Here is a 17,167-nt window from a genome sequence, read left to right as displayed (position 1 = left end):
GGGAGAGAGTACGCTTTAGATGAGGCGTACCATCCCTCGTTCACATCAATTAATCAATATTCTTCAACTCTTCTTCCGAAAGCTGTTCTTGCTGGCTTTGCTCAACATTGCCATCTTTCACTTTAAATTCAAGGTTTTGGAAATAAGCTTCACGGAAGGTAACATAAGGGTCTTGAGCTTGCTCTAACAACGCATCTTGTTCTAATAATTTAGAACGGGTATCTACCCCTTGCACCACAAATTTAGCGATAGACCAAGGTGACCCAACATAAGTCAGCACCGAATAACCGGTTTCCACCGCACTACCAATACCTTGACGAGGTGTGGTTGCTCCATAAGCCGGCATCATAATATAAGAGCCGGAAGGCACGCCGTGAGTTCCTAAACTCTCGCCTAAACCACGTTGTCCGTTATTTAAACGTAAGCCATCGTCTAAGCTTGCCCAGTCAATTAACCCACCTAAACCAAACACAGTGTTGATCCAGAAGCGGTTGAAGTGAACCATCGCTTTTTTACCTTCTCCTTCAATTAAGCGGTTTACAAAGCTCACCGGCTCATCAAGGTTATTGGCAACATTAATTAAGCCTGTTTTCACCGGGCTTGGCACATACTCTTTCCAACCTTTAGCTGCCGGTTTTAGCACGTAAGGGTCTAAATATTCGTAATTGACTTTCCACATTGCACGGTTAAACCCCTCAAGTGGGTCGTCTCGCACGCCGGTTTCTGGGTTAATGCTTGATGAACAAGCGGTTAAAAATGCCACACTGAGTAGCATAAACATCGGTTTGAGTTTCATAAATTGAACCTTTTGCAGAGAAATTTCGCCCATTGTAGCGAAGTTGATAAAAAATACAAAACAAAAAGCCGTTTTGCATCTAGAAATCTAGACGTCTAGATTGAGATATAGTTCGCTTTTGATTACAATACAGGCAACATTTAAGGAGCAAACAAATGGCAGACTGGAACGGCGAATATATTAGCCCTTATGCCGAACACGGCAAAAAAAGTGAACAAGTCAAAAAAGTGACGGTATCCATTCCAATTAAAGTATTGGAAATTTTAACTAATGAGCGAACCCGTCGCCAAATCAAAAATCTTCGTCACGCAACCAACAGCGAATTATTGTGCGAGGCTTTTTTGCACGCCTTTACCGGTCAGCCTTTGCCGAATGATGAAGACTTGATGAAAGACAGGGCAGATGAAATCCCTGAAGCGGCAAAACAAAAAATGCGTGAGCTGGGAATAGATCCGGACGAATGGCAATATTAGACACACCTCGCAACTGCGAGGTTCTTTTTATGTTTTAAGGAGACTTTATGTATCAACAATTAACAACAGAAGCACGTTGGGCTGTGTTGCTTACGCTGATTTATCTGCTCGGCTGGGTAGGTTTTGCTTACTTTTCACCGCAAGGCAGAGGCATTTTCGGCTTTCCGATTTGGTTTGAACTTTCTTGCATTTTCTTACCTGTGCTATTTAGCATAATTGCCACTATTGTAGTGAAAAAAGTATATAAAAATATCGATCTTGAGGTGAATAATGAATAGTGAAATGATTTTACCGCTGATTGCATATTTAATTTTTGTGTTTGGCGTGGCGTTTTATGCTTACCGTAAACGCCAAGGCGGGAGCTTTATTTCGGAATACTACATCGGTGGGCGTTCAATGTCGGGCTTTGTGTTAGCAATGACAACCGCCGCCACTTATGTGGGGGCAAGTTCCTTTATCGGCGGACCGGGTGCTGCCTATAAATACGGTTTAGGCTGGGTGTTACTGGCAATGATTCAAGTCCCTGCCGTATTGCTCTCACTCGGTGCATTAGGCAAAAAATTTGCCTTACTTGCCCGCAAGCACAATAGTGTCACCATTAACGATATGCTGTTAGCCCGTTACCAAAACAAATTTGTGGTTTGGATTGCAGGACTAGCCTTATTACTTTCGTTTTTTGCGATGATGACGGTGCAATTTATCGGTGCCGGTCGCTTACTTGAAACCACACTCGGAATCCCTTACCAAACAGCGGTAATGATTTTTGCTGTGACTGTCGGGTTTTATACCTTCATTGGTGGCTTTAGGGCGGTAGTGCTAACCGATACCATTCAAGGCTTGGTTATGATGGTCGGTACAGCTATTTTGCTAGTAGGCGTAATTTATGCCGCAGGCGGAGTGGAAAATGCAATGAACACCCTTGAAGCCATTAACCCACAACTTACCACCCCTTACGGCATTGACGAACGCCCGCTTGATTTCACCTTTATGACTTCATTTTGGGTATTGGTTTGCTTTGGTTTAATCGGCTTACCGCATATTGCGGTCAGAAGTATGGCATACAAAAACAGCCAAGCCTTGCACCGAGCAATGATTATCGGCACGGTAGTCATTGCAATTCTAATGTTTGGAATGCACCTTTCAGGCGTATTAGGCAGAGCGGTTGTGCCTGATCTCAAAGTGCCGGATCAAGTCATTCCAACACTAATGGTACAAGTGCTACCACCGGTGGTTGCCGGTATTTTCCTCGCAGCCCCAATGGCAGCGATTATGTCTTCGATTGACTCAATGTTGATTCAGTCGTCTTCAACCTTAATTAAAGATCTCTATCTGGCAATTAAGCCGAATGCCATTAATAACGAGAAAAAAATCAAATTGTTCTCCACTATTACTACTCTTACTTTCACTGTATTACTGGTGTTTGCCGCCCTAACCCCACCTGAGATGTTAATTTGGCTAAACCTACTCTCTTTAGGTGGTTTGGAAGCAACTTTCCTTTGGGTAATTGTGCTGGGTTTATATTGGAAAAAAGCGAATGCCACCGGTGCTATTTGCTCAATGCTGGCAGGCTTAAGCTGTTATGTGCTGATGACCACCTTTAAGCTTGCTATTTTCAGCTTCCACGCCATTGTGCCTTCACTGCTAATTGGTTTGATTGCTTTTATAATCGGCAACCGATTTGCTCCTAAGGTGTAAAATAAAATAGGCATAGTGGTATGGAAATCCACTATGCCTATTTTGCAAAATTTCCGCTCAATTCAACCGCTTGTGGTTAATAAGTGGCATTATTTTCTGGATTATTCTGCTTAGTCGCCATTCTAAGTAACGTATAACCTAAAATCGCTGAAACCGCAGAACCGAGTAAAATACCTAATCGAGCTAGAGCGGTAATACTTTCCCCAGCCTCACTTACATCAAAGGCAAGGCTTGCCAAGAACATCGACATGGTAAAACCGATACCACATAGCACCGCAATGGCAAAAATTTGTTTGAAATTAACCCCTTGCGGCAGACTGGCAAGGCGGAATAATACTGCTAAATAACTAAAACCGAATACACCTAAGGTTTTGCCGATAATTAAACCGAGCGCAATACCTAACGGCAATGGTGATGAGAGTTGCTCCATTCCCATTTCTAATAAGTAAACGCCGGCATTAGCGAAGGCGAAGATCGGTAAAATCATATAAGCACACCAAGGGGCAAGAATATGTTCTAGCTCCTCTGCCGGTCGTTCCCCATGTTTACCTTTCAGCGGTACGCAGAAGCCGATGATCACGCCGGCAAGGGTAGCGTGAACCCCTGATTTTAAAACGGAAGTCCATAGCACTAAGCCTACTACCAAATAAGCACAGAGTGAGGTCACTTTAAAGCGGTTAAGTAGCACTAAGCCGATAATCGCAATCGCGGCAATAGTTAAGGCTTGCACACTGATTTCTTGCGAGTAGAAAATGGCGATTACCACAATCGCTCCTAGATCATCAATAATCGCTAATGCCAACAAAAATGCCTTTAAAGCCAATGGCACACGAGTGCCTAATAACGCCACAATGCCCACCGCAAAGGCAATATCAGTTGCCATTGGAATTGCCCAACCATTATGATATTCAGGGTGGTTTTGATTAATTGCCCAATAAATAATCGCTGGAACAATCATACCACCTACTGCTGCTATCGCCGGGAAAATGGCTTTCTTATAACTTGAAAGCGAACCTTCAAACAACTCTTTTTTTACTTCTAGCCCCACCAACGTAAAAAACACTGCCATTAAGCCATCATTAACCCAGAGTAATAGCGGTTTATTCAAGGCAAATTCACCAAACTGTACACTAACAATCGTTTGTAAAAACTCAAAATAGAAATCACTTAAGGATGTGTTGGCACACACAATTGCTGCAAAAGCAAAAACCAGAAGCAGTACGCCTCCTGAGGCTTCAGATTTTAAAAATTCTTTTAATTTTTCCACTTAACTTTCTCCTATTAATATTTGTTTATTGTATTTTCATTTCTATACATTCCATCTTTTACCAAAGATTTTGCGAAGATCAAATAGAAAATTTGATAAACTAGAACTAACTCGCATTTTATTGCTCCATCTGATTAGAAATTAACCTAAAATATTAAAATTTTGTTATGACACACGATTGGCTCTATTGGGCATTAGCCTCTGCACTTTTTGCAGCATTAACCGCCATTTTTGCCAAAGTTGGCTTACAAGGCGTAGATTCTGATTTTGCCACTTTTATTCGCACGGTAGTTATTATTATTGCGCTTATTGCCTTTCTCACTTACAGCGGAAAATGGCAGCCGTTAAACAGTTTGAGCAGCAAAAACTGGCTGTTTTTAATCTTATCCGGCTTGGCAACAGGTTTGTCTTGGTTGGCGTACTTCAAAGCATTGCAAATGGGCAATGCCTCCCAAGTTGCTCCGATTGATAAATTAAGCCTGGTATTAGTCACTATTTTTGCCGTAGTGTTCTTAGGCGAACGACCAAGCGGGCAAGATTGGCTCGGTATTGGCTTAGTTGCCGGTGGTGTACTGTTACTTGCCTTCAAGCGGTGATTTTTATGCAAAATTTTGCAAATATTGAAATTGCGTTTATTCATAGGCAAGAAGTATTGCCGAATGATTTCGCCTATCCTGAAATGCCGAGCGGTTTAACCACAAAGCAGGTGCAAAAATGGCAAAGCCGCCGAGCCGCCTTGTTTCTGCTGACAGAATTGTTTAAAAAACACCGGCTGGATTTAGGTTTATTAGCTGATATGCAACGTTTCCCAAGCGGTCGCCCTTTTGTCAATTCCGAGCAAATTGACTTCAACATCAGCCATTCCGGGGAATGGATAGCGGTCATTTTTTCGCATTCTTTTGCAAAATTAGCGGTCGGCATTGATATTGAACACCCACAAAAAATCAGACGTTACCACGATTTAATCTGCCATTACGGAAACACTGAAGAACAAAATGTTTTATTAGCCCACCCCTCCCCCATTCTAAGCAACCTCGCCGAACGCTTTTATTTGAGCTGGTGCTTGCGAGAAGCCGTTTTAAAATCGCAAGGAGTAGGGATTGTGAAACTGTCCGAAGTAAAACATTTACCGTTAGAAAAACAGATCTTTTCCGCCCATTGTCCGAGCGGAAAACTGCATTTTGTGAGCGAACTGCCGTTCTATTTGAGCTACTTCTATCAGCAACCGCAAAATATGCTATTATCTGAACCCTTATTATACTGTTGGCAACAGGGGCAGTTTCAGCCTATGAAGTGCCAATCGCTTATTTACGATGTTAATTAAGGATAACGAATGCCTAAAAAATCTTTAGAAGAACACCATTCCAGTTTTGGCAAAATCGCTTCCGAAACGTTTCAATGGATTATGAATATAGCCTTGCTTGCAGCAGGGGCGTTGCTCTCTTATTCACTATTTGCCGAAGCCTATTCACTCTACGAACTCTCTTTTAGCGACAGTGAAAAATTCCAAATTGTGGAAAAAATTGTGATTTTCTTCCTCTATTTTGAGTTTCTTGCGTTGATTGTGAAATATTTCAAATCGAACTACCATTTTCCGCTACGCTACTTTTTGTATATCGGCATTACTGCGATGGTTCGGTTGATTATTGTTGATCACTCTAATGCAATGCATACGCTACTTTTTGCCCTCTCTATTTTAGTGATGATTATTGCATTGTATATTGTACATACCGACCGTTTACATAAAAGTTAAGGAGAGAATATGAAACCAACCCAATATCAGCACGATGATCTGCAAATTCTGAATCGAGAAACCGTGTATAAAGGACATTTTGAGCTACAAAAGATCACTTTCCGCCACAAACTGTTTTCCGGTGAAATGAGCGGTGAAGTGGTGCGTGAACTCTTAATTAAAGGTGAAGCGGCAGCTTTAATTGCTTACGATCCTACCTTAGACAACGTGGTGCTGATTGAGCAAGTGCGTATCGGTGCCTATGATTCAGGGCATAAAAAATCCCCTTGGTTGCTGGAATTGGTTGCCGGTATGGTAGATAAAGGCAACGAAGAGCCGGCAGAAGTGGCAATACGTGAAGCCAAAGAAGAAGCCGGCTTGGAAGTAACACAAGTGCAACACGCCCTAAGCGTATGGGACAGCCCCGGCGGACAACTGGAACGCTTGCACCTGTTTCTCGGCTTAATTGACAGCAGCAAAGTAAAATCCGGCGAGGTACACGGTTTACTGGAAGAAGAAAACGAAGACATTTTGGTTCACGTGGTTAGCCGCGAACAGGCATATCAATGGGTGGAAGACGGCACGATTGATAATGTAATTGCGGTAATTGGGCTACAATGGTTGCAGTTAAATTACCAAAACTTCAATTAAGTTAATATTGATGGGGGCGAAAATTTTCGCCCCGATATTCATACAAAGCCTTAAAACATTTTCTCTAACGTCATAAAGAGTTCTTTATTGCTACGCGAGTAGAAATCGGCAATATTGCTGTCAATTTTTTGATAGCGGAAATTTAATTTCGGCACAATCCCATGCCAGTGCCAACTTCGATTCCACACCGCCACATTCGCTTGATATTCCTTATCTTGGCGTTTATAGCCAAACAGATAATGTTTATCAGCAAAATAACGCTTGCCATATCCGACACTTACCGAACTTGCCCAACTTGGTGTTTGGTAAATTACGCCAAAGGTTGCCAGCCACTTATTGGAAGATTGGGCTTTTTCTTGAGCAATTTCACGGCTGCCGGTAAGATTTGCAAAAGATCGCCCATTTTTGACCGCTTGCCATTGCGTGCCTAGCGTGAGTTGGTTGCGATAGCCGTTGTAACGGTCGGCAGTATGCTTTTCAAGATAGCGTTTTTGCAGGTGGCTGAATGAGCCTGAAATAATCCCACGTTCAAAAAGTTTAACTGCGTTGATACTGCTACCAAATTGATAGTTATACCGTGAGCTACCTAGCCAATTCTGCTCAATAAAGGGCGAAACCCCTATACGATAAGTTGCCGTTCTATAGCTATATTTTGGCGTTAACGAGACCGATTGCTCACTGTAATCGTGGTTATTCCAGTAATAAACGCCGTTATAGCCAAGATCGACTCCCACAAAATGATTTCCGCCGATGTTTCGCATTTTACTCAAGCCAACGCCATATCTTACGCCTTTCGCCGACTGCGGCAAGCTGTCTGACTCTTTAATAAAAATCCGCCCGTTTACATTTACCGTTGGCGACGAAGAAGCATTATTCACATTGTTGGTTTGGGTATATTGCAAGTAAAAATCCGGCTTCCAGCTCTCTTCTTCCTCTATTTGAGCCAACGCACTGTTCACCGCATTGCGTAAATCATCGGTTTTGAGTTGCTTAAATTCTTGCTCTGCTTCCCTGTAGCGATAATCCTCTTTTAAAATCAGAGCCAAATCAAAACGAGGGTAGGTTAAATCAGGCTGTTTTTTCAGCAACTGCTGATAATAAAACGCCGCAGAGTGATAATCTTTTTTAGCATAAGCCAATGCCGCCAAAGCATAGTCTAAAAGTAGCGGATCAAATTGCTCTTGCTTTGCATAATCGCCAAGCAGCCTTTCCAGCTTCGCCCAATCTTGTCTAAGAATCGCTTGGTTAATGTGCTGTTCAATACCTTTAAGAGAATTATCTTCCTCCAAGTAAGCGGTTGATTTTAAATCTTTTTTTGCAATTTCTTGCTCAAATTTGACCGCTTGTCGCCGATTATCAAACTCTTTAGGATCTTGCTGAAACTCAACCGTTTCCGCCATGACCAAAGGCGAAACAAGTAAAAATAGAACGTGTTTTTTGTACATAGTAAAAAAGAATGCCGTTTAAGAGATTAAACGGCATTGAATATTATAAGAATTTATTTAGTGATTTCACCACGAGAACCGGCTAATCCGTATTTTATAGAAAGACCTGTCGAATCAATATTTTTAATTTCAACTTCACCAGCAATTTCTTCTGCTTTCGGACCAAAGAATTCTACTCTGTAGTTTCCTTCTTTACCATTTAGTGCTCCTCCCGAATAAGTTGCAGTAGAAGAAATCATTCCAGATTGTATGCTTCCTTCTTTCAACTCAATAGAATTATTATTAGAGCCTTTTGATACCCCTGAACCTGTACGCTTACTGAAATCAACATTATAGGTTAAATCACTTGAATCTATATTAACAAAATCAAATAGTTTACCACTATATGTTGCCTTACCCTCTTGTGGTAATGCAGCCGTTTTCAGTCCTTTAACTTCAACGAGTTTATCATTATCACCTGGCTTATCTCCACCTATTACTGTTGATGAGCTAGCAGCCACGATGGAGTAAGGCTGGTTATAGATATGACCTTTTCGCGTATTATCTGATGATGGCATTTCCTTAATAACTGAATACTCTTTATCATCAGTTTCCTTAAGCTTAATAGCCTCAGCTTTCGCTTTTTCTGTTGCTTCTGCCTCAGCCTTTTTAGCTTCTTCGGCTTTTTTAGCTTCTTCAGCTTTTTTGGCTTCTTCAGCTTTTTTGGCTTCTTCAGCTTTTTTGGCTTCTTCAGCTTTTTTAGCTTCTTCGGCTTTTTTGGCTTCCTCTGCGGCTAAACGTTCAGCTTCTGCTTTCGCTTTCTCGGCTTCTTTAGCTAAGCGATCTGCCTCCGCTTTGGCTTTGTCAGCCTTTTCTTTCGCTAAACGCTCTGCTTCCGCTTTGGCTTTTTCAGCTTTCTCTTTCGCTAAACGCTCTGCTTCCGCTTTTGCTTTCTCAGCTTCTTTAGCTACACGCTCTGCTTCCGCTTTGGCTTTCTCGGCTTTTTCTTTCGCTAAACCTTGTGCTTCTCCTTTTGCTTTTTCAGCCTCTTTTGCTAAACGTTCTGCTTCCGCTTTTGCTTTCTCTGCATCTTTTGCTAAACGTTCGGCTTCCGTTTTTGCTTTTTCAGCCTTTTCTTTTGCTAAACGCTCCGCTTCTGCTTTCGCTTTTTCCGCTTCTTTTGCTAAACGCTCCGCTTCTGATTTTGCTTTTTCCGCTTCTTTAGCTAAACGTTCGGCTTCCTTTTTTGCTTTATCTTTTGCTTGATCAGCTTTGTCTTTTAGATCTTTTGGTATAACAATGTTAGATTTATCCGATTTACCATTATTAGAATTGCTACCTGAACCACTGCTGCCACAAGCAGTTAAACCAACTAAAATTAAGGTGGCTAGGGTTAATTTTTTAATACTCATAATTTTGGTTTCCTTTTAACAAACACACAACAAAAATATAACTTTTGGTTATATAAAATAACCCAAAGTTATATTATAGATTAAAAATACATTTCCATATAAAAAATGATGTTTTTTAACCTACTGGTAGGATGAGTTTGATTAAAAATAAGCCAACAAACTCAAGCCAAAAATATCGGCAATACTATGTGCCACCCAAAATGGAAATAGGTTTTTCTGTTTTGAGCGTGAGTAGAGCAAATAAATAATTAAACCGAGCCAAATTCCCAGCCCTAATGCACTTTCCATTCCTTGATAAGTATGAAAACTCACCCGAATAATCAGTGAATAAATTACCGCCCATTTTAGATATTCGGGTTTAACCGCCAAGCAAATACCAAGAAAAAAGATTTCTTCATAAAAGCCGTTTAAAATCGCATACAGCACGGTAGAAATATTCACTTCTCTCAATACTGCCAAAAATGGCTCCGGATACACTAGGTTGTAAATGCCATATAACGTTTCAAAATAGAGATCCATCGCTAACGAGAGCAAAATAAACAACCCTATACCGCTTACAAAAGCCAGCCAAGAGGGACGAATCACCCAACGGCTGAAATCAAAATTCCGCCATTTTAGATAGCCCATTGCAATCAGCAACAATGCAAGTTGAGTCAGTAATGCCCAATAGTTTTGTTCATTTGAAAAGGTTAAATTTTCTTCAAAATTGCCTTGCGTTTCAGCGGTGATGAAATATTGCAGCGTTGAAGTGTAAATTGCCTCGCCAAAAAAGATCAGGATGAGTACGCATAAATCGTACCAAGTTAGGTAAGTAGTTTTATTATTTTGCATTAATGTCTCCTTTGTAAATTTTTTTATAAAAATAACCGCTTGTAATTATGTGGATAAATCCAGACAATAAAAAAGGAAGTTGAAATTTTAACTTCCTTTTTAAATTCACTCAATGCAAATCATTCTCAAATAAAGAGGTTATTGTTGCTCTGCTAGCAATACCTCTTCAAACAATTCCAACAACGCCGGATAAACACCAGTGTTGGTTTTTACCTTTTTGGCTTTGGCGAACCACGCAGGGAGCCAGCTCATCAGTTGGTTTTGCAGAAATTGCTGTTGCTCTTCCAACGGTTTTTCGGCAAGCAAGCGGTCGAAAAGAGTGAGATAAACGCAAAGATGATCGCTCGGCTCTTTGCTTTCCCGATTGACTTGTAGCCCAAATTCGCTCAGTAGTCTGTCCATTTCCGCTAAGTTTTTCTCTAATGCCTCACCGTTTAAATAGGCGGAGGCATAAGGAATTGCACTGAGATTGCCTTCCAATAAAAACAGTTGGGCAAAGTCGGCTGCTAGTTCAAGGCGGGGAAATTCGAGCCGGTTGCAAGCGGTCAATTCTGCTTGAAATTTTGCAACCTGCTCGGCAAAACCTAATTCGCTGAGGTATGCAAAAAAATCGTTAAATTCGCCCGCTTGTAGGGCGTTTAACTGCTCGTCCGAGAGTTCTCGGGCGAGCATTGCGTTAAACCAAGCGTAGATAAATTGCCGTTCTTCACGGCTGATATCTAATTTCAGCAATGCCATTAAGCGGTTACCTCAATCGCACCGTTAAAGCCGTTTGGCGCTGGGGCTTGGCCTACAAATTTCTCGATGTTCACCAAACAGGTGTTGGCGCAAACTGCTTGTGCCAACTTGGACGAGCCGATGTCGAGGGTCATTGTGTTCGGGTCGCCATAGGTGTCAATCGCCCCAACACTTTCGTCAAGCGGTGAATACCACGCCCCTTCTTGCAAACGCACCACGCCAGTTGGGAAGTTATCGGAAAGCACCGCACCTACAATCGCTTGCCCACGGTCGTTAAACACTCGCACTAAATCTCCGTCTTGAATGCCGTGTTTGGCGGCATCTTGCGGGTTAATGTAAAGCGGTTCACGCCCTTGCACGCTGTAAGTTTCACGCAGTTCTTTCGATTCACAAAGTTGGGAGTGTAAGCGTTTGTCCGGGTGAACCGATTGCAACCAGTATGGGAACTTATCGGAATTTTTACCGCCGTGTGAACGTTCGGCTTTCTCAAACCACATTGGGTGACCTTTACAATCGTCATAGCCGAAAGAGGCGATTTTGTTGCTGTAAATTTCAATAAAGCCGGACGGTGTGCCAAGTGCGTGCAATTCCGGATCTTCACGGAAATCAGCGTGGCGAACCCAAGGTTTGCCCTCTGGGAACAACACATAGCCTTTTTGCCAAAATTCGGCAAATTCCGGCATTTCAAATTTGCCTTTGTTTTCACGGCGGCAATCTTTGTAGAGTTTTTCCACCCATTGCATTTCGTCCATTCCACGACTGTACTCTTTCTCTTTACCGAAACGGCGGCAGAGATCACGGAAAATCTCAAAGTCAGAGCGGGAGTCGTAGAGCGGGTCAATCAGCTTGTGCATCGCAATCACGCCTCGATTGCTGTATGAGCCGTAAGCGTCAATATCGTTGCGTTCAAACGGAGTACAGGCTGGCAATACGATGTCGGAGAAACGACAGGTTGCCGTCCAACTGTAGTTGATTGAGACAATGGTTTCCAATTTTTGGAACGCCTGCTTCATTTTGTTGCGTTCGGAATGGCGGTGCCATTGGTTACAACCGGTGAAAATTGCCATTTTGAACGGGGCGTAAGTCACTTTTTTGCCGTTGTAATCGATGGTTTCGCCGGCGTGGAGCAAGCTGTCGGTCATACGAGCCACCGGAATGGTGTCGCTATAACCTTTGTAATCTTTGTTGTCGTATTTCGGGGTTTGCCCTTCATCAATGTTGAGCGGGAATGCCCCCGGCATTGCCGCACCGGATTCCGGAATACCGATAGAGCTGTAATGGTGTGCGTAGCTAATGCCACCGCCCGCCAAGCCGATTTGCCCTAACATTGAGGCTAACACCGCTCCCATCCAATACGGCTGTTCGCCGTGTTGTTGGCGTTGGATTGCCCAGCCGAAAATAAACTGGGTGCGTTTGCCGGCAAGCATTCGTGCAAATTCACGGATTTTGTCGGCAGAAATGCCACAAATTTCAGCTGCCCATTCTGGGGTTTTCGCCACTTTGTCTTCGGTTTCGCCTAACAGATACGGCAGGAATTTTTCAAAGCCGACCGTGTACATATCCAAGAATTTTTTGTCGTAAAGGTTCTCGGTGTAGAGCGTGTGGGCAAGTGCCAACATAAACGGCACATCGGTTTGCGGATTGATGTACTGCTGTTCGCAACCCAAGAAATTCTGGGTTTTGCTTTTCACCGGATCAACACAGATCACATTCACACCTTTTGCCGCCACTTTCTCTTTCAGTTTTTCCAAGTAGGCATAGGCTTCGTGGGTTTCGCAGTTCCAGCCGACTTGCAGGTTTTTCACCGGATCGCTCGCCCAGAAAATGATGTTTTCGCTCTCTTTTAAGATGATTTCCCAAGACGTACCTTGTGAATAGACTTCGGTTGAACCCAGCACATACGGCAGAATGGTCTGGCCTGCACCGGTAGAATAGTCGCCTGCCGTGCCGACACTGTTACCGTGCATCGCAATCGCTCGGATCATATGGTTACCGCAACTGTGGAATTGACCGGTTGAACGCCAGCCCACGTTAGCGGTGTGTAACGCCCACGGGCCGTACTCTTTTTGCACCCGTTCTAACTCTTGGTAGAACAGGTCAAGGGCTTCGTCCCACGTTACCCGCACAAAGCGGTTATCGCCACGCTGTGCAGTGTTGCTGTTATGGCGGTTTTTGAGCCAATCTAAACGCACCATCGGGTAGCGGATACGGGAATCGCTGTAAATTAAGCCTTTAATGCCGTTGAGCATTTCGGTCGGGTGTTTATCAAACTCGAACGGTTTGATTTCTGCCACTCGTCCGTTCTCAATTTTGGCACGCATTGCCCCCCAGTGAGAGCCGGAAACCTTCCATTGGCTGAGGTCTTCGCTCGCAAACACATTGCGAGGCACGAGGAAATTCGGCATTGTGACAGCGGCAGCCATCACAGACATATTTTTTAAAAATTGACGGCGAGATTGTTGCATATCTTGTCCTTTTTAATTTGTAAAATTTTGCGGAAATTTGACCGCTTGTTTGATTGATAGCGCCAGCGTCCACGCTGGTGCTACACATCTATTTAATTATTGGCACAAGCGAGGACGCTTGCGCCATCTATATGGATTAATGCTTCGCCCCTTCGCTGTCGGAGGCGTGCATTTGTAAATAACGTAGCACCTCTTTGCCGGTCTGTTTATCCATATTGGTAAAGCCGACCATTCCGTTGAATAAGCCGATCCAGCTGTTGGAATCGAAGTGGGCGACATCAGGCTGTCTGTGGCAAATACTACATTGGGTTTTGTATTGGTTTTCCGCATTCGCCCAGATTGGGGTAACATCGTCTAATAATTGGGCTTTACCAATCCACGCTTGCAGTTTCACTTTTTGCCAATTTAATCCTGTAATCGGGTCTTCTTTGGTTTCCAACACCTCAAATTTCGGCTGATTTGCCATAAACTCTTTGGTGAGTACCGCATCGGTAATGTTTTTCCCGAAATCGTGATACCAAATGCGACCAAAACCTTTCTCTTTACGCCACATTGTCAGCTCAACCAAATCTGCATTTTTGCCCGCTTGCACAAATGCCACCGGCACGGCGGTTTCTAATTGCCCGATAGTTTGGCTTAAACCTTCGTCTAGGAATAATTCCGCATTTCCTTTGGTGTAGTAAGATTTGCCTTGGCTTGGGGATTTATTCACAAACTGATCAAACTTCGATTTCAGTGCATTTTCATCGGCTTTCGGTAAGTGGTGAGCGATGCCTTTGTGGCAATCCATACAACTTTGATCTTTCTCCGCTGCCGGCTTCATTGCCTTACGGGCGGCTTCCGACATCTTATCAAAATTCATTCGCTCATAGCTATGGCAAGCCTTACACTCTTTAGAGCCATTGGCGGCAAATCTTGCCCATTCACGTTCTGCCATTTCTAGGCGGTGTTTTTCAAATGAGCCTTCTTCTTTATATTTGCCGGATAATTCTGCCCACACCTCACGGCTTGCCTGCACTTTGCGGGCATATTTTTCGGTGTAATCGTGCGGTAAGTGGCAGCTTGAACAGGTTGCCGTTACCCCGCTTTTATTCGACCAGTGAGCGGTTTGTTTAAGCTCCTCTAACGGCTGCTGCATTGAGTGGCAACTCACGCAAAATTCTTCGGTGCTGGTCTGATCCATTACTTTATTAAATTGATGCCAGCTAATTGCCCCTGCAATAAAGCCGATACCGACTAACACACCCAGCCCGATTTTGGTCGCCGGCTTAGTAAATAATGCTTTGATTGAACCTAACATTTTCTACGCTCCCGGTAAACCAATAACAAACAGTTGTAACATCCACACAATAAAGCCGTAAGCTCCTACGGCAAACGCCATCAATAGCGGTAAAACCAGCCCTGATAGCAAAAGCGTTTTTAATAGTTCTGAACGCATTTCAACTCCTTTTTTATTAACTAATAAGTGTTAATTATTTTATCTTCAGAAACAATTTGCCTTGATATCAATCAAAAATATAAAGAAGTTGTTCTAGAAACAGCCAAACAGTATAAAAGTCATCTATTACAATATGAAAGTATTAATCAAACTTACCATTGTCTTAGCTATCGAAAATAATAAATTTTTTTGATTAATCTCACTTTTTTTCAAAAATGCGGCATAGTCCACATTTTTACTTTTAGCTTACTGATAGAATCTCACCAGTTAAAAATTACTAGAATTTGAATGGATGCAAAACGAATGCACGAATATATTAAGTTACCCGTAACAGGGGTAATTAAGTTATTACAAATAACTGACCCTCACCTTTTCTCCAATCCGGAGGAAACTCTACTTAATGTCAAAACAGTAAAAAGTTTTTCGGCAGTTATTGAGCAAATAAACAAACAAGCGAAGCAATATTTTGATCTAGTTCTTGCTACAGGTGATTTGATTCAAGATCACAATATTGCTGGTTATCACTATTTTGCACAAATAACTAATTCGCTAAACTCGCCGATAGTGTGGCTAGAGGGGAATCACGATGTTCAGCCGAGTATGTCGGAAATTTTGGCGCAATATAAACATATCCTTCCCCATAAACAGATTTTACTCGGTGAGCAATGGCAGCTTCTGATGCTAAATACCCAGGTGGTAGGTATGCCTTATGGCGAACTCTCTTACTCACAGCTTAAATGGTTAGAAGAAAAATTGGCACAATATCCGCAACGGTTTACCTTGGTTGCTCTGCACCACAATATTTTGCCGACAAACTCAGCGTGGCTGGATCAGCATAGCTTAAAAAACAGCAATGAATTAGCCGAGATTTTCGCAAAATTTAAGAATGTAAAAGCGATTGTGCATGGTCATATTCATCAGCAGGTTGATGATATTTGGCATGGTATTCCGATTTATGCCACCCCATCTACTTGCATTCAATTTAAGCCGAATTGCGACCAGTTTACCTTAGACTTACAACCACAAGGCTGGCGTGAAATTGAATTGCACGAAAACGGCACGATAGAAACGGTCGTCAAGCGGTTAAATTCCAACGATTTTTTACCAAATGTCAATGCCATTGGTTACTAACTTGGCTACTAAAAAGAAACCCTCAATGGAAATTGAGGGTTTTCTATTGAAACACGTTAAGTTATTTCTTCTCTTCTGCTTTTTTCAGCAAATCATCAGGAATAAAGTTTTTCTGAATCGCTTCCATATGTGGGAGATTGTGTGCAATCCCTTTGTGGCAGTCAATACAGGTTTTACCTTGCTCTTGTGCCAATGCGTGCATTTGCTGCGCAATGTTTTTTTGTTGAGTGAAGTCCATATCATCAAAATTATGACAGTTACGGCACTCTTGCGAGCCATTCGCTTTCATACGTGCCCATTCACGTTCTGCCATTTCGCCACGATGAGCTTCAAATTTCTCTTTGGTATCTACTTTACCGGTAAAGTGTGCATAAACTTCTTTTGCGGCTATGATTTTACGTTGCCATTTTGGAAAGAATTCGTGCGGTACGTGGCAATCTGAACAAATCGCTTTCACACCGCTGCGGTTTGAATAGTGAGCAGAGGCACGGTATTCAGGCACAACATCGTTCATATGGCAATCTGAACAAAACTCTTCAGTATTTGTCATTGCTAACCCTGCATTAAAACCACTCCAAGCGAAAATACCACCTAATGCAGAAATAAGGATTACAGCACCAATTGCCATTTTGCTTGGGCTACGTAACCAGTTACAAAATCTTCTCAACATTACTTACTCCTTATTTAGCTTGAGATTCACGTACAGATTCAAATTTATTTTGAATAATCGGGTTTACATCAGTTTGTTGCACGTGGCATTGCAAACAGAAATAACGACGAGGAGATTCGTTTTCGTACACCTTGCCATCACGGTCGGTAAAATGGCTTGGCGGTAAACGGGTCGCACCTGTGGTTTTAGATGGTTCAATAGCGTGGCAACCTAAACAATGGTTTACGTTTTTGCTCACTTGTAAGCCACGAATACTATGTGGAACAAGTGGTGGTTGGAAAGGGAAAGTGGTTGGAATCGTGCCCACATCTTTTTGTGGGTTATGAAATCCCGGTGCAACACTTTCGGTTGTCTCATCAATTGAGCCGGATAACTTAGGGGCTTCCGCCATGGCAAAGCCGGACATCACGGCTAAAATTAAGGCGAGATATTTTCTCATTTGAG

The 17,167-nt window shown here is 42.6% G+C and carries 19 protein-coding genes; 8 read left to right on the top strand and 11 right to left on the bottom strand.

The annotated features are described in order from the left end of the window. Positions 1 to 49: 49 nt before the first annotated feature. Complete coding sequence (locus EL242_RS04175; protein ID WP_126301617.1) at positions 50 to 796, bottom strand: VacJ family lipoprotein; 747 nt, start codon at positions 794 to 796, stop codon at positions 50 to 52. Positions 797 to 951: 155 nt separating this feature from the next. On the opposite strand from EL242_RS04175, the gene metJ reads away from it, so the two are divergent. Genes metJ through panF form a run of 3 tightly spaced genes read left to right on the top strand, consistent with a single transcriptional unit; the run spans position 952 to position 2,964 of the window. Further along, positions 952 to 1,269, top strand: a complete 318-nt coding sequence (gene metJ, locus EL242_RS04170; protein ID WP_126301616.1) for a met regulon transcriptional regulator MetJ — start codon at positions 952 to 954, stop codon at positions 1,267 to 1,269. 47 nt (positions 1,270 to 1,316) lie between these two features. Beyond that, a complete protein-coding gene (locus EL242_RS04165; RefSeq protein ID WP_126301615.1) occupies positions 1,317 to 1,547 on the top strand; it encodes a YhdT family protein in 231 nt (76 codons plus the stop codon). After that, the gene (gene panF, locus EL242_RS04160) at positions 1,540 to 2,964 is read left to right on the top strand and encodes a sodium/pantothenate symporter (RefSeq protein WP_126301614.1); all 1,425 of its coding nucleotides are present in this window, start codon (positions 1,540 to 1,542) and stop codon (positions 2,962 to 2,964) included. Before EL242_RS04165 ends, panF begins: the two co-directional genes overlap by 8 nt. Positions 2,965 to 3,040: 76 nt before the next feature. Here panF and nhaA read toward each other — a convergent pair whose 3' ends face one another. Further along, on the bottom strand, positions 3,041 to 4,231 hold the full coding sequence (gene nhaA, locus EL242_RS04155) for a Na+/H+ antiporter NhaA (RefSeq protein WP_006250335.1): 1,191 nt from the start codon (positions 4,229 to 4,231) through the stop codon (positions 3,041 to 3,043). 167 nt (positions 4,232 to 4,398) lie between these two features. On the opposite strand from nhaA, the gene EL242_RS04150 reads away from it, so the two are divergent. Genes EL242_RS04150 through nudF form a run of 4 tightly spaced genes read left to right on the top strand, consistent with a single transcriptional unit; the run spans position 4,399 to position 6,614 of the window. Beyond that, complete coding sequence (locus EL242_RS04150; protein WP_126301613.1) at positions 4,399 to 4,827, top strand: EamA family transporter; 429 nt, start codon at positions 4,399 to 4,401, stop codon at positions 4,825 to 4,827. Between the two features lie 5 nt (positions 4,828 to 4,832). Further along, the gene (locus EL242_RS04145; RefSeq protein WP_126301612.1) at positions 4,833 to 5,555 is read left to right on the top strand and encodes a 4'-phosphopantetheinyl transferase family protein; all 723 of its coding nucleotides are present in this window, start codon (positions 4,833 to 4,835) and stop codon (positions 5,553 to 5,555) included. 9 nt (positions 5,556 to 5,564) lie between these two features. Next, a complete protein-coding gene (gene psiE / locus EL242_RS04140; protein WP_126301611.1) occupies positions 5,565 to 5,984 on the top strand; it encodes a phosphate-starvation-inducible protein PsiE in 420 nt (139 codons plus the stop codon). A gap of 9 nt (positions 5,985 to 5,993) precedes the next feature. Next, a complete protein-coding gene (gene nudF / locus EL242_RS04135; RefSeq protein ID WP_126301610.1) occupies positions 5,994 to 6,614 on the top strand; it encodes an ADP-ribose diphosphatase in 621 nt (206 codons plus the stop codon). A 50-nt stretch (positions 6,615 to 6,664) separates the two neighbouring features. Here the strand turns inward: nudF and EL242_RS04130 are convergent, their stop codons facing one another. The 7 genes from EL242_RS04130 to EL242_RS04100 all read right to left on the bottom strand — a co-directional run bounded on the left by EL242_RS04130 (position 6,665) and on the right by EL242_RS04100 (position 14,922). Next, positions 6,665 to 8,059 (bottom strand): surface lipoprotein assembly modifier, encoded by a 1,395-nt coding sequence (locus tag EL242_RS04130; protein WP_126301609.1) that lies wholly within the window; start codon positions 8,057 to 8,059, stop codon positions 6,665 to 6,667. 53 nt (positions 8,060 to 8,112) lie between these two features. Continuing rightward, positions 8,113 to 9,450: a factor H binding protein domain-containing protein gene (locus EL242_RS04125; protein WP_126301608.1), complete on the bottom strand. Its 1,338-nt coding sequence runs from the start codon at positions 9,448 to 9,450 to the stop codon at positions 8,113 to 8,115. 141 nt (positions 9,451 to 9,591) lie between these two features. Further along, a complete protein-coding gene (locus EL242_RS04120) occupies positions 9,592 to 10,281 on the bottom strand; it encodes a CPBP family intramembrane glutamic endopeptidase (RefSeq protein ID WP_126301607.1) in 690 nt (229 codons plus the stop codon). 138 nt (positions 10,282 to 10,419) lie between these two features. Continuing rightward, a complete protein-coding gene (torD, locus tag EL242_RS04115; protein ID WP_126302710.1) occupies positions 10,420 to 11,010 on the bottom strand; it encodes a molecular chaperone TorD in 591 nt (196 codons plus the stop codon). 8 nt (positions 11,011 to 11,018) lie between these two features. Then, positions 11,019 to 13,484 carry a trimethylamine-N-oxide reductase TorA gene (torA, locus tag EL242_RS04110; protein WP_126301606.1) on the bottom strand — a complete coding sequence of 822 codons (2,466 nt, stop codon included), beginning with the start codon at positions 13,482 to 13,484 and terminating at the stop codon, positions 11,019 to 11,021. Between the two features lie 136 nt (positions 13,485 to 13,620). After that, positions 13,621 to 14,784 (bottom strand): pentaheme c-type cytochrome TorC, encoded by a 1,164-nt coding sequence (torC, locus tag EL242_RS04105; RefSeq protein ID WP_126301605.1) that lies wholly within the window; start codon positions 14,782 to 14,784, stop codon positions 13,621 to 13,623. Between the two features lie 3 nt (positions 14,785 to 14,787). Continuing rightward, positions 14,788 to 14,922 (bottom strand): nitrate/trimethylamine N-oxide reductase NapE/TorE, encoded by a 135-nt coding sequence (locus EL242_RS04100; protein ID WP_126301604.1) that lies wholly within the window; start codon positions 14,920 to 14,922, stop codon positions 14,788 to 14,790. A 288-nt stretch (positions 14,923 to 15,210) separates the two neighbouring features. Here EL242_RS04100 and cpdA point away from each other — a divergent pair, with 288 nt between their 5' ends. After that, entirely contained in the window at positions 15,211 to 16,053 is an 843-nt protein-coding gene (gene cpdA, locus EL242_RS04095; protein WP_126301603.1) for a 3',5'-cyclic-AMP phosphodiesterase, read from the top strand. Positions 16,054 to 16,114: 61 nt separating this feature from the next. On the opposite strand, the gene EL242_RS04090 is transcribed toward cpdA, so the two are convergent. Both EL242_RS04090 and EL242_RS04085 read right to left on the bottom strand, forming a co-directional pair. After that, on the bottom strand, positions 16,115 to 16,723 hold the full coding sequence (locus EL242_RS04090; protein WP_032844977.1) for a NapC/NirT family cytochrome c: 609 nt from the start codon (positions 16,721 to 16,723) through the stop codon (positions 16,115 to 16,117). A gap of 10 nt (positions 16,724 to 16,733) precedes the next feature. Then, positions 16,734 to 17,162, bottom strand: a complete 429-nt coding sequence (locus EL242_RS04085; RefSeq protein ID WP_021280193.1) for a nitrate reductase cytochrome c-type subunit — start codon at positions 17,160 to 17,162, stop codon at positions 16,734 to 16,736. Between the last annotated feature and the right edge of the window lie 5 nt (positions 17,163 to 17,167).

The organism is Mannheimia haemolytica, from assembly GCA_900638155.1.
Lineage (GTDB): Bacteria > Pseudomonadota > Gammaproteobacteria > Enterobacterales > Pasteurellaceae > Mannheimia > Mannheimia glucosida.
Note: the sequence above shows the minus strand (reverse complement) of the source record. Positions and strands in the feature narration are given on the sequence as shown.

Coding starts and splice junctions, on each gene's coding strand:
- EL242_RS04100 (WP_126301604.1), bottom strand. CDS start 14,922: ATGCGTTCAGAACTATTAAAAACGCTTTTGCTATCAGGGCTGGTTTTA.
- EL242_RS04145 (WP_126301612.1), top strand. CDS start 4,833: ATGCAAAATTTTGCAAATATTGAAATTGCGTTTATTCATAGGCAAGAA.
- EL242_RS04120 (WP_126301607.1), bottom strand. CDS start 10,281: ATGCAAAATAATAAAACTACTTACCTAACTTGGTACGATTTATGCGTA.
- torC (WP_126301605.1), bottom strand. CDS start 14,784: ATGTTAGGTTCAATCAAAGCATTATTTACTAAGCCGGCGACCAAAATC.
- nudF (WP_126301610.1), top strand. CDS start 5,994: ATGAAACCAACCCAATATCAGCACGATGATCTGCAAATTCTGAATCGA.
- EL242_RS04150 (WP_126301613.1), top strand. CDS start 4,399: ATGACACACGATTGGCTCTATTGGGCATTAGCCTCTGCACTTTTTGCA.
- cpdA (WP_126301603.1), top strand. CDS start 15,211: ATGGATGCAAAACGAATGCACGAATATATTAAGTTACCCGTAACAGGG.
- psiE (WP_126301611.1), top strand. CDS start 5,565: ATGCCTAAAAAATCTTTAGAAGAACACCATTCCAGTTTTGGCAAAATC.
- EL242_RS04175 (WP_126301617.1), bottom strand. CDS start 796: ATGAAACTCAAACCGATGTTTATGCTACTCAGTGTGGCATTTTTAACC.
- EL242_RS04090 (WP_032844977.1), bottom strand. CDS start 16,723: ATGTTGAGAAGATTTTGTAACTGGTTACGTAGCCCAAGCAAAATGGCA.
- panF (WP_126301614.1), top strand. CDS start 1,540: ATGAATAGTGAAATGATTTTACCGCTGATTGCATATTTAATTTTTGTG.
- torA (WP_126301606.1), bottom strand. CDS start 13,484: ATGCAACAATCTCGCCGTCAATTTTTAAAAAATATGTCTGTGATGGCT.
- EL242_RS04125 (WP_126301608.1), bottom strand. CDS start 9,450: ATGAGTATTAAAAAATTAACCCTAGCCACCTTAATTTTAGTTGGTTTA.
- EL242_RS04130 (WP_126301609.1), bottom strand. CDS start 8,059: ATGTACAAAAAACACGTTCTATTTTTACTTGTTTCGCCTTTGGTCATG.
- EL242_RS04085 (WP_021280193.1), bottom strand. CDS start 17,162: ATGAGAAAATATCTCGCCTTAATTTTAGCCGTGATGTCCGGCTTTGCC.
- metJ (WP_126301616.1), top strand. CDS start 952: ATGGCAGACTGGAACGGCGAATATATTAGCCCTTATGCCGAACACGGC.
- EL242_RS04165 (WP_126301615.1), top strand. CDS start 1,317: ATGTATCAACAATTAACAACAGAAGCACGTTGGGCTGTGTTGCTTACG.